The 15,711-nt window shown below is 45.2% G+C and carries 12 protein-coding genes and 2 pseudogenes; all 14 read right to left on the reverse strand.

All coding sequences use genetic code 11. The annotated features are described in order from the left end of the window. Positions 1 to 146, reverse strand: a pseudogene (locus B5G28_RS15260) (type IV secretory system conjugative DNA transfer family protein); the annotation flags it as partial. 48 nt (positions 147 to 194) lie between these two features. Next, positions 195 to 374 (reverse strand): transposon-encoded TnpW family protein, encoded by a 180-nt coding sequence (locus B5G28_RS12565; RefSeq protein WP_087249325.1) that lies wholly within the window; start codon positions 372 to 374, stop codon positions 195 to 197. A 161-nt stretch (positions 375 to 535) separates the two neighbouring features. Next, a complete protein-coding gene (locus tag B5G28_RS12570; protein WP_087249327.1) occupies positions 536 to 3,145 on the reverse strand; it encodes a hypothetical protein in 2,610 nt (869 codons plus the stop codon). 746 nt (positions 3,146 to 3,891) lie between these two features. After that, positions 3,892 to 5,478, reverse strand: coding sequence for a MobQ family relaxase (gene mobQ / locus B5G28_RS12575; protein ID WP_343215554.1), 1,587 nt, complete (start codon positions 5,476 to 5,478; stop codon positions 3,892 to 3,894). A 260-nt stretch (positions 5,479 to 5,738) separates the two neighbouring features. Then, complete coding sequence (locus tag B5G28_RS12580; protein ID WP_087249329.1) at positions 5,739 to 6,056, reverse strand: DUF3847 domain-containing protein; 318 nt, start codon at positions 6,054 to 6,056, stop codon at positions 5,739 to 5,741. Between the two features lie 112 nt (positions 6,057 to 6,168). Further along, positions 6,169 to 9,057: a GIY-YIG nuclease family protein gene (locus B5G28_RS12585; RefSeq protein ID WP_204228876.1), complete on the reverse strand. Its 2,889-nt coding sequence runs from the start codon at positions 9,055 to 9,057 to the stop codon at positions 6,169 to 6,171. After that, positions 9,041 to 10,597 (reverse strand): Eco57I restriction-modification methylase domain-containing protein, encoded by a 1,557-nt coding sequence (locus B5G28_RS12590; RefSeq protein ID WP_087249331.1) that lies wholly within the window; start codon positions 10,595 to 10,597, stop codon positions 9,041 to 9,043. The genes B5G28_RS12585 and B5G28_RS12590 overlap by 17 nt, the downstream gene beginning before the upstream one ends. Then, positions 10,590 to 11,285 (reverse strand): restriction endonuclease subunit M, encoded by a 696-nt coding sequence (locus tag B5G28_RS12595; RefSeq protein WP_087249333.1) that lies wholly within the window; start codon positions 11,283 to 11,285, stop codon positions 10,590 to 10,592. The genes B5G28_RS12590 and B5G28_RS12595 overlap by 8 nt, the downstream gene beginning before the upstream one ends. Positions 11,286 to 11,501: 216 nt before the next feature. After that, a complete protein-coding gene (locus tag B5G28_RS12600) occupies positions 11,502 to 12,110 on the reverse strand; it encodes a recombinase family protein (protein WP_087249335.1) in 609 nt (202 codons plus the stop codon). A 227-nt stretch (positions 12,111 to 12,337) separates the two neighbouring features. After that, on the reverse strand, positions 12,338 to 13,480 hold the full coding sequence (locus B5G28_RS12605) for a DUF2971 domain-containing protein (protein ID WP_087249337.1): 1,143 nt from the start codon (positions 13,478 to 13,480) through the stop codon (positions 12,338 to 12,340). Between the two features lie 169 nt (positions 13,481 to 13,649). Next, entirely contained in the window at positions 13,650 to 13,940 is a 291-nt protein-coding gene (locus B5G28_RS12610) for a DUF6809 family protein (protein WP_087249339.1), read from the reverse strand. 13 nt (positions 13,941 to 13,953) lie between these two features. Then, complete coding sequence (locus B5G28_RS12615; protein WP_087249341.1) at positions 13,954 to 14,334, reverse strand: TnpV protein; 381 nt, start codon at positions 14,332 to 14,334, stop codon at positions 13,954 to 13,956. Continuing rightward, positions 14,331 to 15,377, reverse strand: coding sequence for a DUF4368 domain-containing protein (locus B5G28_RS12620; RefSeq protein WP_242967615.1), 1,047 nt, complete (start codon positions 15,375 to 15,377; stop codon positions 14,331 to 14,333). Before B5G28_RS12620 ends, B5G28_RS12615 begins: the two co-directional genes overlap by 4 nt. Before the next feature lie 9 nt (positions 15,378 to 15,386). After that, positions 15,387 to 15,711, reverse strand: a pseudogene (locus tag B5G28_RS15085) (hypothetical protein); the annotation flags it as partial.

Below are 15,711 nucleotides of genomic sequence, written 5' to 3' on the forward strand. Positions count from 1 at the left end.
AGCTTCAAGATGTCCTTTTCGCTGTGGATATAGTGGAAGGAATTATAGTGCATCGACTTCTTAAAATTGATGGTGTTGAAAATCTTGATGCGGTAGCCTTTCTTCACAAACGCATTGCCTACCTCAAGGACGGTAGTTCCTTTGGGGAGGACGTTGTCAAGATATTCAGAGGGAATATCTTCCGAATTTTTGCTTCAAAAATTGGCGGTTTTAACATCATCCAGCATCAAACGCTTCATTTTGTCCTCCAAAGTGTCTTTTGCAGTCTGACTGAAGTGGACACCTACCACATAGGTGGTGTTCTCAATTTTCACGCTGAAAGTGCCTGCGGGGGTCGGCTGCGGTGTAGTCAAAGTCTGTGTTGTCTGTTCCATGTCTGCATTCCTCCTTAAAAAAGTCCAAACAAAAAGGCACCTGACTCATTCAGAATCAGGTGTCTTCTATCAATATTTTCAGCTCTTGTATAAAATTTGGCGCGTCCGCGCCCATGTTTGATAAGGGCTCATTCAATATTTATGAAATCAATTTTGCTATATTATGATTTTAATGTTAATGCTAAAACTTTTGGGCGAGCCCCTTTTCCATACTTAAAACCGAGTGCATGTCGAATAATCTCTGGTAGATATAGTACATCTCCTTCTCTTTTCAAATATCCCTCTCGAATCATATACCTTTCTTCATCACTACTCAGTTTTGCATACTCCGGCAACAACGGCAGCGTTTTATGATCCTCTGGTAAGGCTTGAAGTTTTTCAAAAATCGGCTTAAGCGATACATACTCCTGTTTTACTTCCTCAATTTTTTCACTTGAGCACGTAGAAACTGCCGTTCTAATTTCTGTCGGCATAATAACGCGATCATTGTAAGTCGGTTTCTTAGGAGATTCTGATGCATATTTCAGGAAGCGAATAATGTCTCTCGCCTGTAGCTGTCCATTAAAATCAGATAAAGCAGCCAATATCCATCTTGACGAATATGCTTCATTAGACGTGGATCTTCCAAGTTTTTTTCCCCATAAACGCACAAGAGCTTCATCAATAACACTTTGCGATGCCTGTTCAATTTCTTTTATATTATTATAATAAGATGGGTCGGCCTGTGAAACAAGCCAAACTACAAGTCTTAAGGCATCATTGGAAGACCACTTTAACTCGGCTTTTTCATTTGTTTGCTCAAACTGTTTGAAGTTAACAGCAATCGAAGATTGGGCCATATCTCGGCGTAAGAAAATGATTATTCCTATATTGGGATATTTAGCTATCAGTTGAGAAATTATGTCTTGGCAAAGAACACTTACCGCATTCTGCTCATTTTTATCTTCGGACACATTTGTTAATATGTCTTCCAAGCCATCGACCAGAAAAATTACTTTTTTCTGGCTTTCTGCCAATTTTTCATTAACTTCTTCTAAACTTGAATATTGCGGAAAAACCGATTTGACTAGTAGCTGTTTCCAAAATTGAAGCCAGTTTATTTCTTCGTTTTTTACACCTTTCAATTCTTCGGCATTATCCAGAAATACACTGTCACTAACATTACAATCCGGCAATTGATCCTTTGCTTTTTGTATACACGCTTGCAATGTTTTTATGAAATTTGAAGAATTTTTTGTAGCAATGATAGGCAAAAACAATCCAGAAATATTGTCAGATGATTTATTCAAGCTTTTGCAGAAATTTCTCCAATCTGCAGCCTCACTCATTTTCCTGTACAGAAATGTTTTTCCCGATCCCTTCGATCCCATTATAACGGCTGTTGGAATCTCATCAGTATATCTTCTAGAAAGATATTTTAGAGATGCCGTCATTAAGATATCAAAATTTGTATTTCCTTCTGCAGTCAATTGTGAGGAAGCCAAATTGTATATCTTTTCAAGCAAAGCATCCCGTTCTGTCTCCTTGATAATATCAGAGCGCTTTTCAACAAAATAGTTTTGTTTAATCAGCTCTGCGATCCTAATATAAATACCTCGTCCGTTTAAATTTTCAAAAATTTGGTGAGTAGATGTCAAATGAATCAATTCGCTTGCAAAAGGCAACTCAGTTATTACATTATCTGTAAACCCTAAGCTTTCATTTTCTGATGTTTGCTGTTCATAACATTGAAGCAGATCAGTGAAAATATTATTTTTCTCACTTTCTGACAAAGAATCTGGAATCATATTAAGAAAAATTTCTGGCAATATTGTATCTTCCCCTATATTAAGCCCTTTCAGAAGATACTTTAAAAGCATTTGAGTCCCTCGAATAGATTGTGTTGAAGTCGAAGTTACTAAATACTTTTTGACACGTGGATCCAATAAAAGCGTTGATGAAAATTCGCTAATTCCTGCTCTAAGATCAACTAATGCAGCGCACAAACCTAGGCGATCACAAATTTTTGATATAACAGTAGCCAGAAGATATCCTTTTCCTGCACTATTTGCAATACTCTCTGGAGTTGCATATAGATCAATTAATTGCTCTTCATAACGATACGTAGGAATAAATACATGTTCGACCTTTTGGGAATCCGTTTCAATTGTGATTGTGGACAGCTTCAATTTGGAACAGGCTAAATCAACAATTTCGTCAACACTCTTATTATCTTGAATTAGCGTCAACAAATCCAGATAACTAAATGTATCTTCTATGCTTTCTTGATGAAGCCAAGTCAAACCAGGGGCTTCTATATCAGAATCTATAATTAATAATCTATTGGAATTGTTATTAAAAATTGTTGACCATGCTTTGGCAAATGTCAAAAGCGAGAGCGTTCTTCCTACACCACCTTTATATGAGTGAAAAGCAATCACTTTATGACTCAGCGGATCTGGTTTCTCAGTCGGATATGATGAAGATTGGTATAAAACATTTGCAAATAGTGGCAAAATTTGCCTCTCACCAAAGACACCCTCATCACGTTCGACAATAATAGGAAGTGTGCATGTGCCAAGATCCAATTTAATTTCTTTTTTATTTGGATCATAGTTATTTCCAAATAATATTTCAACAATCTTCCATATATTATCTTGCGAATCATTTTTAGAATATAATATTATATCCGTAGGATAAACATCAATTGCAGCAATAGCATTTTTCCATAACGTTTGATTCAATAAAAAGTGTCGTTCAATGTCTTTCCAAGTATATAGCTTCATTTTCATATGTGCTCCTTAATCCACTTCGCAATTGCTTCAAGAATTTCGTCATATTGTCGGACAGCGCCCATACATTCATTTTCTGGCTTAATACAGTATCTGCAAAATTCATGGTAGTTGTGCGGTTCAACATATTGTAGATAGGTTGTTTTTATACGTGGAAAAGTATATACTCCAACTTGTTTTAATATTTTCAACATCTTACGAAAGTCATGCGAGTTGAGAGCATCCGAAACTGGTTCTTGGGCCTCTGATACCATGTTCAAATGCTCTTGTTTCATAATGGCACACTTCAGTCCACATTCCACACAATAGGCTAAAATAAGTCTCTTGCTCGAATCGCTGCCCGTGGAACCCCAGTTATTGTATGCATGTAAATGTTTTGTGAATGCTTGTTTATAATCTCGTTGATCTGCTCGGAGAGACATACAATCTTCCCTACCTTAAATACAATCCAAAATAAATTTTAATCCGTTAAAAATACAACAAAACAACTAACCGGAGTCAGATACACCCGAACTTAATAAATCGGATTATCTTAGGCCATCGATCAGTAACACAGATTTCTACTGAACATTATCCTGCGATATAGTCGTCATTATTTATAAAAATTATATCACAAAGCCATTCAAAATCAACATTGTTTTCATACAAGGGTAAAGACAAAATTCAAACTCATTCTGTTGTCAATCCAAGATTTCGTTTGCATTCTACCCAAAAATCACCCGGCTTTTTTCTCAAAGCCGGGTGTCTTACAGTTCTATCTTCTGTTCTTTTTCCTTCTGAGATGCTTTGTCCTGTTTCTGGATGTGCTCGCAGGTCTGACGAAGCTGCTCCACCACCGACTGCTTACCTTCGGCATTGTCCAGACTCTCTACCTGTTCCGGCTCCAGAACCTGACCGACCCAGTAGCGGACCTCGTTCAGCGGTTTCAGCTCTGCCTGCACCTGTTCCAGCTGTCGGGCAAAGGCTGCGTGATCTGCTTGCAGTTTGCTGTATTCAGCTTCCAGGGCATCCAGATTCACATTCAGATCAACGTGCTGCGCTTTCAAGTAGCGGTAAGCTTTGTTGTAGGCTTTCAGTTCTTCCTGGTGGCTCTCGGCAAAGGCAGCCTGCCTCTTTTTCCAGCCGATTTTCAGATACTTGTCATGGATGGGCTTCTGTTCCTGACAAATCGCAACGGCGTTCTGAATCCCGGCGATGTCCTTCATCCGCTTTTCGGCTTTTCTCATTCCGGTACGGGCCTGGCTGGCTTTTTGCTTCACGCCAGACAGGACAGTGTTCAACTGCTCCAGGGTCATGATCTTATGGTGCTGGAGATAAGCAATCGCCCTGGATATATCCTTCAAATCTTTCAGGTCACCCTTCTGCTGGCCGGACCAGGACCAATCGCTCCGTTCCACTTTTCTCTGGTTCAGGTAATCATTAAGAAGCACCCCAAGGTCTGTGGCGGCTGCGTCTTCTTTCAGCAGTTCTTTTTCTGCCTGAACCAGTTCTTCAATCCAATCCAGCAGGCCACGAATAGTTTTGCGGATCGCGGATAGCATCTGGTTGGCGGCCTTGATATCCCGATTCAGATTGCCGATGTTGGTCTGGATGCCGCGCTTCTCCATCTGGACAACGGCAGGCCCCATGTGAACGGTGGGGATCACGTCCAGGCCCTGCCGCTCATAGGAGCGCAGGTCGAGCCGCTCTGGCCGCTCTGCTGCTTCCAGATAACGGTTGACGGTATCGGCCCATCCTTGCCGCCAAATCTCCGCATACTTCTGGTCGTTCCAGTCCACGGTATCTTCTTTGTGGCTTTTCCAGTTGCCAGAGGGCAAGCGGATGCGTTCACCGTTCTCATCCAGGTCGTACACCTTCTGGCTTTTGGGGAGCCACTTTCCTTGTTCGTCCATGGCCCGAAGGGTCAACATCACATGACAGTGAACATTGTGTCCGGGCGGGGCGGGGTCATGAATGGCAAAGTCAGCGATCATTCCTTTGGAAACAAACTGCTTTTCACAGTAGTCCCGTATCATTTGCGGGTACTGTTCCGATGGGACCTCTTTGGGCAGGGCTAATACAAAGCGCCGGGCCAGCTGGGCGTTCCATTGCTTCTCAGCGGCTTCCACCGAGTTCCAGAGTGTTTCTCTGTTGGCGTACTCTGGCGGAGCATAGGAGGGCAGCATAATTTCGGTGTACAGGATGCCGCGCTTGCCAGAGTAGTTTTTAGTTTTCTGGTCATACTCAGAAAACAGCTTCTCGCCGCTCTGGTAGGCTGCGCCTGCCACTGCCGACTGTCCCTTGCTGCGCTGGGTGATCGTGATTTGGAAATGCGGACACGGAATGGGTATCACCTCCAAACAAAAAGACCTCCCGTCAGAATTGCTCTTGACGAACGGTCTGGATTAGTATTCAGTTGTACTCTCTGCCCAGGGACGGAGCGGGGTGCGCTTTGTTCCTGGGCGAGAGCTGCAAAAGGATAGCTGCGGAGCAGCGCAAGGAAAATGCAGTTTTCCTTGGGATGAAATCGGGATGGCGAACGGAACGCCAGTCCGGTTTCATTAAGCCGTCTGCAAGACCGCAATTGCACCGGAACGGTGTATAATTGCGCCCTTCATCCTGAAGGGTCTGGAACGCTCCGGGCTTCCTGCAAATCGTGAATCATCTCTGCCAGAGTCAGTACAACCTCCTGCTGACGGAATGAGAGTTTGAGCAGCTCCATCACCTGGTCGTCAGTCAGCTCTCCCGGGCAGATTAGGAAGCTTTCCAGCATTCCCCCGCGGATGCAGAGGCGATGAGTTCGGGCTTTGCGGGTCAGTTCTGGTATCCGGCGCTCCAGCATTTTCTCCTGGTGCTGGTAGTACCGAAGTTTCTGTTCGGCCTTCTCCTTTTGTTTGTGGAGATCGTCAAGGTCAGTTTTGGGTTTCGTCATAGCATTCCTCCTTCAACCATTCAACAGATTACAAAAATAGGCCGGTGCTCGCATTGCTCTCTTAAAAGCAGATGCGTTCATCGGCCTATCTGTATGTTGTTCTAATTTAGTGTTACTCCGGCAAGCTCAAGAAGCCATCCAGAAGTGCCCCCGGAAACGGAAATTTCTTTTCAGCATTTCCGAACGCAACAGCAATCACACCATGGTCGATTCGATTGACCACTCCAATCCCAAAGGCTTTGTGCCGCAGTCGGCAGCCTACCTTTACCAGGGAAAGATCAACCTCCTTTTTCGGTGCAGGTGTCACCGGTTCAACCTGCTTCGGTGCCACCAACGCTTCAGCAAATCTTTCAGGCTTCTTATAAGGTGTCGGTTCTTTTGCCACCACTGTGGATTTCTTTTCGCTCAACGGTTTGGCAGCCTTCATAAAGCTCGACACCGGATTTTCCGGCACATCATTTGCTGCGGGTGCTGGCGCTTCCATCGAAGCCTGCTGCAACGCGAACATCTTATTATAGTCGGCATCGGTGATGACCGTATCCCAGCCGCCACGGTTTTCACCTTCATGGCGGTTGATGCCAGTGTAGCTCAAGCTGGCGTCTTCATATCTCTTGAACTTATAAACAGCGTCGTTCATAAGCGAGTCATTGAACACGCCAAGGGATACCAGAAGTTCAAAATCGCTGACATTCAAGCCGGTTACCTTTTTGAAAAGGCCCGGCTCCAACTGAGTGATCACGTCCTTCAGACATCGTTCCCGGTAATCGGTCAAATACATGAAAACTGGAATGCGTGTAGCGAACTTGATCAGCTTCTCCTGGATCTGCTTGCGTTTGGACTTATACTCTTTTTCTTCTTCGCTCAGTTCCTTTTTCTCTTTTGGGGTGAGTTTTTCTGTTCCTTCCTTCTTTGCCTTTTTCACGGCCTCAGACTTATTGATAATGGTCTGAATATCTTCATTCAAGCTGCGGAAGCCCTCTATTTTCATCAGAGCCTCCATAGCCGCTGGGTTGGCCATCAACCGTGAAAGAGTATCGTTGTCTACATTGACAAGCAGCGCACTTTCCCAACGCTTGGCCAGCAGTGTGGCTGATGTGCCTGCCATCGCAATATCTAGGACTTCGCCGGCATTGATCTGCCGCATGGTGCTGCCATCGTAGGCAATGACTGGCAGGAAGTTGATGAACTCTTCCACCTTCTTTTCCGGATTGCCCTCATTGATATTCAGCCGGCAGCTGTAATCAGAAATTTGTTTGAGCGCCCGGTCAAGTGCAAAGTCAAAGACGTAACATTCCTTTTTAATGATTTCTTTTTTGCCGTCATCCGTCGTGATCTCCCACGGACTCTGTACCCGGAATGCAGCCTGGAAATAGGTTTCCGGGCTGGACAGGTTGCGAAGCATGAAGATGCCGGTCCATGGTTTGACGGTAACACCCGTTGTCAGTTTGCCGCAGGAAAGCGTGATGGTCTTGCTTTCCAACGGGTCCTTCATGGATTTCAGAACCGGTTCCAGCGCCGCTGCTCCAATTCCGGCTTCCGCACCTGCACAGACATTGATGGCATAGTCATGATAGAAAGTATTCTGTTTTTGCATAAGCAGGTTTTTCATGGCATAGCAGGAGGCCACGTTTGGCAAAAACCACAGCGTATGCTGCAAGACATTCAGCAGACGCACATCCGCATACGGCAGCGCAGGCTTTCTGGCACCGAGCTTCAAATCATCCACGCTGGTTTCCAGGTAAGCGCCCCGAATCAAATCCAGCCACTTCTGGACCTCATTCTCATAGACAAAGTGAGCATCTGCGCCTTTGCCTTTGGCAGAGAAAAACACATTCAGATCAAACTCATTGAACTCTCCCTGCATGGCAATCCGGCGGATGCTGTCTGGGATGCGGTAGGTCATCATCACCATCCGGGGCAAGGCTGCATAAGGGTTCCCGTCACCTTCCCAGTTTTCCTTGGCTCGCTGCTCATCGGAGTAGGTCCAGTTGTAAATCTGATCCTCAATGAATTCACCGGAGTTGAGTGCTCGAAACGGCGTGCCAGACAGATACAGATAGTACATGGTGGTGATGGGCAGGAAGGTTTCATCGCAAGCATTGCCGCGATCATACTTGTCCAGATCCTCACTGTCGTAGCTGTCCTCGTCCTCCTGCTCAAACAGTTTCTTGGCGTTTTCCTTCCAGGCACCGAAGTGGTACTCGTCAAAGATCACCAGGTCCCAGTTGGTTGTATGTACCCATTCATTTTTTGCCTTGATGCCGCCGGTCTCCTTGTTCACTCCCAGATAGTCCTGAAAGGAGCCAAAGCAGACAATGGGGCGGGACTTATCTGCCGTTTCATAGGTCAGCTCTGTATTCCGGCTGATGAATTGCCAGCCTTCAAAGTCAATGTGACTGTTCAAGTCCTCTTGCCAGGCACTGACCACCGCAGGCTTGAAAGTCAGGATTAGAATCCGCTTGAATCCCATCCGCTTTGCAAGCTGATAGGATGCAAAGGTTTTGCCGAACCGCATTTTACAGTTCCACAGGAATTTCGGGTAGCGAGTTGTGTCCTCTGCATAAGCGCTTTGAAAGTAGGCCGCCGTTTTGTCCACGGCTTCCTTCTGCTCCGGGCGCATGGTAAAGCTGTTGACCCGATTCTCTACATTGGCAGTACGATTTCTCACTGCCAGCACTGCTGCGCGGACATCATTCACGGTACAGCGGAACCATTCACCACCTACGCTGGCAATATGTTTTCGCTTCAAAACACGGTGAACATCATGATCGGTAAAGGAAGAACCGTCCGGGTACATGGCGCTTTCCCGAAAAACAATCCGATACGGTACGCTGCCATCCGGCCTCTTGGTAGGATACTGCTGAGCAACTCGTTTATCTACATCAATGGCAGTATACCCAACCTTCAAAAGCCCTTTGTACTGGGGGTTGGTATCTTCATAGGCGTATATCATCGGATGAGCTTTGGGGCGCTGCGGGAAGAATTCAGTTGCCATCATCATCACCGCCCGCTTCCATAGGTTTAATCATGGATTCAATAAAATCAATCTCGTCCTTCGTCAAACCGTATTTTGCATAAAGTTCCTCATCTGTCCATGGTCTGGAAAAGTCCTGCATAGGAACAAACTGATACACTTTTTGCATTGCCTGTTGTGTATTTTTCACCAACGAAACCATGAAATGGAAAAATTTCGTTTGCATATATGAAACCGCATTTTGTGCAAAATCTTCTTTTTCAAAGGGTCCTATAGTAAGGTATGTTTCAGTGCTACAGGAGTTGGGGGCAACTACAAAAGGATTCACCCAATCACTTTCCGGAACACCTGCTCCCCAAACTCTTGGAACAAATACCTTATATTGATTAACTAGATCTTTTCCTTTGCGAATATACTTTCGATCAACATAACCTACACCATCCTTACGCCACCCGTTATAATAAAATTTCACGCACCCTTCGAATGGTTTTAACTGGTATGGAGCACGAACTCGACGATAACTATTTTTTTCTCGAACATCAAATCCAAACGGGTCATTTGCACTGACTATATCCATAAATGTACTTTCTTTGAATTTTTGAACTTTTCGGAAGATTGAGATTTGTTCAGTATACCTAATAAATTTATCCATACCCGGCTCAAGTAAAGGGCGAACGGCTTCATTCGTGCCACCTTTTGTATGAGTTACTATCTTACAATCACCTCTGGAATCCCTTTCCCAAAGGAAATAACATACGCCCCCTTTTATCTCTACACCAGGAAACACATCCGAGGCTATTGGAAAATCATGCAAAATGCGAATCCGACTATCGTGCAGCATTTCATTTCGGAAACTGTCTAATCCACGGCCACCGGTAAACCACCGAGACGGAATAATCATAACTAAATATTGCGTCTTGAGTTTTTGCGCTTGTTCAACAAATTTTTGATAAATTGGCATTGCACTTGCTCCATGCCCACTATCATTTAATTGATACGGTGGATTGCCAATTATCACATCGAATTTCATTTTAAATATTTCCTCCGGCTTAGCCGTATGTATCCATTCATAGGCGTGGGTTTCAAGCTCATCTCCACGTTCGTACTCGCTTTGGGAAGCACCGCAGAACAGGCATCTTCCATTCTGCCAGCGGTGCTGTATCCGCTTGTATCGGATATTGCCGCTGGTATCCTCAAAATGAGAAATTGAATACCGACTGTTAGGATATTTGGAACAGTACACGCTTCTTCTGGAAAGGAGACTGGTCAGTTCTGTGATCGCGATTCCATACAGCTGCTTATGAAAAATGTGATCAATGCGCTCCTGAAGATCTGGAATTTCCTCTTTTAGTCCCTCAATCAGCCTCTTGGCAATCTCCCTCAGAAAAACGCCGGACTTGCATGCTGGATCAAGGAAGGTTGCGCTGCTATCATGCCAAAGCTCTTCCGGCAGCATATCCAGCATTTGATTTGCCAGCTCAGGCGGTGTAAAAACCTCATCGTTGGACAAATTTGCCAGACAGGTCAGGACATCGGGGTTATACATACTGCTGTAGAAGTCACTCATAGTCCTGCACCCTCCTGTAATCGGTCAGAGGATATTCCCGGATGGGTTTGGGAACAGGGTTATGTGTTTCCGGATCAATTGTCCAGTTTCCTTCACTGTTGGCACTGTCTCCAAACAGCGACATCTGTGCCTCATACAACTGGTCATCCGGGTTTTCATTCAACAACACATCCAGCCGGAAATCACGGCGTTTCATCTGGTTGCCGGAAACCAGACTCCACTCTGCGAACACAATCGGAGATCCGTCCGCCTGGAGCATGGTCAGCGCATCGCCACACAGAATGTTTTTGCGGAAAATAAACCGCACCGCCTCCCGGCACTGCTCACTGGCCTGGTCCTTGACGTTGGCACTGTATTCCTTGTTCCAAATGTCAAACAGCCTATGGCGGCATTCCGCTGCGTTGTCCGGCATAATGTCAACACCGTACAAGCTGGTGACCGCCAGCACAGAGTACCGTTCATAGTCAAACGGGCTCTTGCTGTAACGGCTTTTGACCACAGCTAACTTGCGGTTGAGGACTTCTGCAAGGAAGTTCCCATTCCCGCAGGCCGGCTCCAAAAAGCGGCTCTCAATTCGTTCGGTTTCCTGCTTTACAAGGTCGCACATGGCCTTCACTTCACGCTCGGCGGTAAAGACCTCTCCATGCTCCACCACGCGCTGCCTTGACTTCACTTGTTGTTCTGCCATTCCTTATACCTCGCAGATCCAGGCACTTACAGAAAGGCAGTTGATGCAAAATGGTGTACCTTTTCGCAAGAGAATTTTCAGCCCTTTTTAAGAGGTCAGCAGCACACGAAATCATAGATTTTGTATAGAAAAAGCCTTTGTTCTGTGGTATCATTTTCTTAGAAACAAAAAGCAGGCATTTTACAGAAAAGTACACATTCCTGTAAAATAGCCTGCTTACAACAATTTGGCTTTTTCGTAAATCTCCGCACGATAGCGAAATGTGGATAGAGGCATCCCGCACATCTTTGCGGCAGCTGTGCCGGTGATTTTGCCATTCTTCCATTGCTGGTACAACCCGTGGAAGTTTTCAGGCAACGGTTTGGGGGGCCTGCCGAATCGGACACCCCTGGCTTTGGCCGCTGCAATCCCTTCTGCCTGCCGCTGCCGGATGTTCATGCGTTCGTTTTCTGCCACAAAGGAAAGCACCTGCAAGACGATGTCACTTAGAAATGTCCCCATCAGGTCTTTGCCACGTCTCGTATCCAGCAAAGGCATATCCATTACCACGATGTCAACGCCTTTGTCCTTTGTCAGAATCCGCCACTGATCCAAGATCTCGGAATAGTTTCTGCCCAGACGGTCAATGCTCTTGATGTAGAGCAGATCGTCCTTTTTTAATTTTCGTACCATCTTCCGGTATTGAGGACGTTCAAAATCCTTGCCGGACTGCTTGTCCACAAACAGATTCTTTTCCGGGATGGCCAGTTCTTTCAGCGCGAGAAGTTGTCGGTCCTCATTCTGTTCTCTGGTGCTGACCCGGATATAGCCATATAAAGTTCCCAAGGAATCGCTCCTTTCTTCTAAAGTTGCCAGGTTCTATTTATGTAAAACGACCAAAGCACCTACATAGATACTTTGGTCGTTCATTCTACCATACCAGGTCAGCTATTGTGTTTGGGAGTGGCTCCATAATCTGAAAACGGCAGGGACTTCAACCGAAGGCCCTGCCGCTGTTTCGTCTTTCTGATTTACTCCACTGGTTCCTATTGGACCAGCAATCTCGCAAAATTTTACAGTACTCTATACCAATTCATTGATTTTTGTAGATGCTCCTTTAGTATAGTCATCATATAACATTGGGAACACCTTAAAATCATCTCCATAATAATTCTGTACCATTTTATAACAAGGAATATTCTTTTTTTGCAAATTTCACTTAGTTTTTGGTCTTGTTCAACTGATGATCTGGATCCAATATAGACAGCCATAGGCTTTAAGCTGTAAATCGCTTTATGCGGCTCTATTGGAGGAGTTGATGGAGGGGAGAAAAGGCGCCATTCTTTTTCATAATCCCAGTCTGACGATTTTGTAAGCAAGCATTTCGAAATCAACAAAGTATCTTCATGATACACATTAATATCTGCTTGTGACTCGTATATAATATCAGCCTGAATTACTGCAGCCAAATGTGACGTTGCATCGAACCTTGATTTATCGTACACAACTGGTGCAATTGATGGTATTAGCATGAAATTATTACAGGCTTTAATATCGCTGCAGTTCATTTGGCATGGTTTAAGAATTGATTTAAAGTCATATTCTATGCAAAATCCACGGTGTCCATTTGCATAGTGTCCCCACATTAGAGTTGAATCATTGCATTCACTCAAGCATACAATATGCCTTTGTGATTCTGCCTGCAAAATACCTGTAAAAAACTGATTGGCAATAAAACTAAAATTACGTTGAATAAAGCTTTCTATCTGTTGTTTTGTTAATTCATAATTTTCCTTTATTTTATTTTCATCCAAATTGTTTTTGACATTCTCGATTATTTGCCCAGAAATTTTCTCACCAAAAACTTCTTCAAAGCCCTTAGGGATCACATCATGCTGTAGTAATCTTACCAATTGAATAAGCTGCTCATATGCATCTTCATTTTCAATTGACTTCTTTAATCTTTCTCTATCAAAAAACGGAATACATTCGTAAGGATCATTAAACTCCCATAATGTACTTCCCCAGATTTGATCTTTTTCTAATGCATCGATAGCATAATCTGTGTTTGATCGAAAGTGGTAAAGGCGATCCGGAATATTAGCAATTATCCATTCTTGTAATTTCTTTATTTTTAATTCAGCCTCCTCTTTTGAGCAAAGACTATTAATTTTTGTTTCAAATAATAATTGCTTAAATTCTTCTCGCTTGTCCATACCTTCACCTTCAGAAATAAGCGTATATGTAAATATTGCTTTTATTATATAGCTTATGCTTTTCTTTTTCAAGCAAAAATGCTATCAAATCTTGAATAAAAATCTGAATATTATCCATAATAATATATTTGTTCCTTCGAAGGGTACGGTTCTAGGTAATCTTACAAAATTATTTTATCGTAACACCTCGCACTATTTTCAATTGTTCCACCGCTTCCTGCTGCACTAACAGTCCTGCTGAAAAGCCAACCTTGAAGTGGCACTCATTCTCCTCACACTGGGCAATGGAAGCTTGATCCTGGAGTTCTTCCACCAGGTCATAATCTTCTTTGCTCAGTTTTTCGGCTAGCCGGTCCATAATCTTCTCGCAGGCTTTCAGTGCGTTCCGGTATTTTTCAGACTTCGGTACAACCGTTTCACTGGGATAAAAGTCGCCGCTATAGATTGCTTCCAGAATCATCTTCCTGTCCTCCTCATACATAGATCATCTCAACCTGAATGATTTCCTCAGCCCGGCTGCGGATGGAGTTCATGGCCTGCACCCAGCGTACCAGATCGGCTGCTTTCAGTTCCTCCGTGATGCCCTCGGCCTGGGCCATCTGCCGGACAATCAGGCGGCACCGTTCGGCGGCCTGTTCATCCAGGTCGGCCAGGATGGTATACAGCTTGCCGGATAGAAGCAGTTCATTATAGAGGAGAGGACGGTAGGTTTTCAGGTATTCTCTATGTAATCGGCCCCAGCGGCCGATGGGGCGTTTATCTTCCGGCAGCCTCAGCGCCGGGAGATAATAATGATCCGTCAGGACATAATCCAGACCGTTTCTGCTGTCATGGACTCTCGGTTCGAGCTTCATGCTGAAATCGCCTCCTGTTTCTCTTTCTTTTTGTGGTAGTCCTCCCTGCGCTTGGCAAGGTGGGCTTCATATCGTTTGATGGCCTCCGGGTCCCCGGCTTCTGCGGCTGCTTTCATCTTCTGGTAACTTCTCACAGTGGCCTCACTCTGGTACTTTCGCTGTTCTGCCAGCTGCCGGGCGGCTTCGGGGTCTGTCTTGGCCCGTTCCACCAGGGCATCATGTTCAGCCTTGCGTTTGGCTGCCCTAGTGCGTTTATATTCGGCCTTTCGTTCCGCCATCATGGCGGCATACGCCGGATCTGCTGCCATCCGGGCCTCTTCCCGCTCCTTTTTGCGCTGCCGGGCTTCGGCCTCCCTGGCTTTCAGAGCAGCCCACTTTGCAGCGGCTTCCGGGTCAGTCTTTGCTTTTTCTTTCAGCTCTGCCCGTGTCAGCTTGGCCCGCTGGGCAGACTTCTCTGACCGCTTGCGTTCTTTCTCCAGAAGCCTTTCCTGTTTGAGCCGTTCCTTTTCATCCAGCTGCCGCAGATACTCCGGATTGGCTGCCCTGGCTTGCTGTACCTGCTGGCGGTATCTGTGGTTGCGTTCCCGCTGTTTGCGGAGATGTTCCTCATACTTAGCCACTGCTTCAGGGTCCCCGGCTTTTGCTGCCTCCCGCAGAGCTTTCAGTTTCTGCTGCTGGCGTTCACTGGCCCGTTTGCTCTTTTCCCGCTTTTTACGAAGCTGTTCTGCATCGATGGCGGCAATCCGTTCTTCCTCCGAGATGGTTTCACAGGGCGGATAGTAGCTGCCAATAAAATTAAAGTAGATGTCAATGTTCTGTTTGCGGTAGATGGTGCGGCCCCCGGTGGCTTCATGTACCTCAACCCGGTCAATGAAGGAATAGAGCATGGCGTCCGTCAGCTCATGACAGTCGCGGTACTTTTTGACCAGAGCCAAAAACCGCTCGGTGTCCGCCTTCTTGACTACCTCCTGCTGAATCTGGGTTTCCAGTTCCTCCATCCGGCGTTCCAGTAAGATTTGTTCTTCATCGTACTGCTGGATCATCCGCCGGGCCTACCGCTCCGGCAGTATACCCTTCATGGAACTCTCGTACAGATTCTGAATCATGGTATCCAGTTCAGCCATTCGCTTTTGAGCTTCTTTCAATTCCTGCTGGCCGGTATCCTCGCTTTTGGCTTTGTTTTCATCCCAAACGCTCTGGAGATCGGACACAAACTCCGCTTCGTTTTCCAGGGCATACCGGCTGACAGCCTGAATTGCGTAAGCGCTCCATAATCCCCCGACTGTAAAAAAGTACTGACCTGTGAGAAAATAAGAGAAAGTATCAAAAGTCTTAGAAATCTCAGAAGTCTCACGGGGGTAAAAATGAGCAATCAAT

Origin of the sequence: Faecalibacterium sp. An77 (assembly GCF_002161315.1) — a bacterium.
GTDB lineage: Bacteria > Bacillota > Clostridia > Oscillospirales > Ruminococcaceae > Faecalibacterium.

Excerpts from the sequence above, each read along its gene's own strand:
- B5G28_RS12620 (WP_242967615.1), bottom strand. The coding sequence starts at position 15,377 with ATGATCCAGCAGTACGATGAAGAACAAATCTTACTGGAACGCCGGATG.
- B5G28_RS12580 (WP_087249329.1), bottom strand. The coding sequence starts at position 6,056 with ATGACGAAACCCAAAACTGACCTTGACGATCTCCACAAACAAAAGGAG.
- B5G28_RS12570 (WP_087249327.1), bottom strand. The coding sequence starts at position 3,145 with ATGAAAATGAAGCTATATACTTGGAAAGACATTGAACGACACTTTTTA.
- B5G28_RS12585 (WP_204228876.1), bottom strand. The coding sequence starts at position 9,057 with ATGATGATGGCAACTGAATTCTTCCCGCAGCGCCCCAAAGCTCATCCG.
- B5G28_RS12605 (WP_087249337.1), bottom strand. The coding sequence starts at position 13,480 with ATGGACAAGCGAGAAGAATTTAAGCAATTATTATTTGAAACAAAAATT.
- B5G28_RS12590 (WP_087249331.1), bottom strand. The coding sequence starts at position 10,597 with ATGAGTGACTTCTACAGCAGTATGTATAACCCCGATGTCCTGACCTGT.
- B5G28_RS12610 (WP_087249339.1), bottom strand. The coding sequence starts at position 13,940 with ATGATTCTGGAAGCAATCTATAGCGGCGACTTTTATCCCAGTGAAACG.
- B5G28_RS12565 (WP_087249325.1), bottom strand. The coding sequence starts at position 374 with ATGGAACAGACAACACAGACTTTGACTACACCGCAGCCGACCCCCGCA.
- B5G28_RS12615 (WP_087249341.1), bottom strand. The coding sequence starts at position 14,334 with ATGAAGCTCGAACCGAGAGTCCATGACAGCAGAAACGGTCTGGATTAT.
- B5G28_RS12595 (WP_087249333.1), bottom strand. The coding sequence starts at position 11,285 with ATGGCAGAACAACAAGTGAAGTCAAGGCAGCGCGTGGTGGAGCATGGA.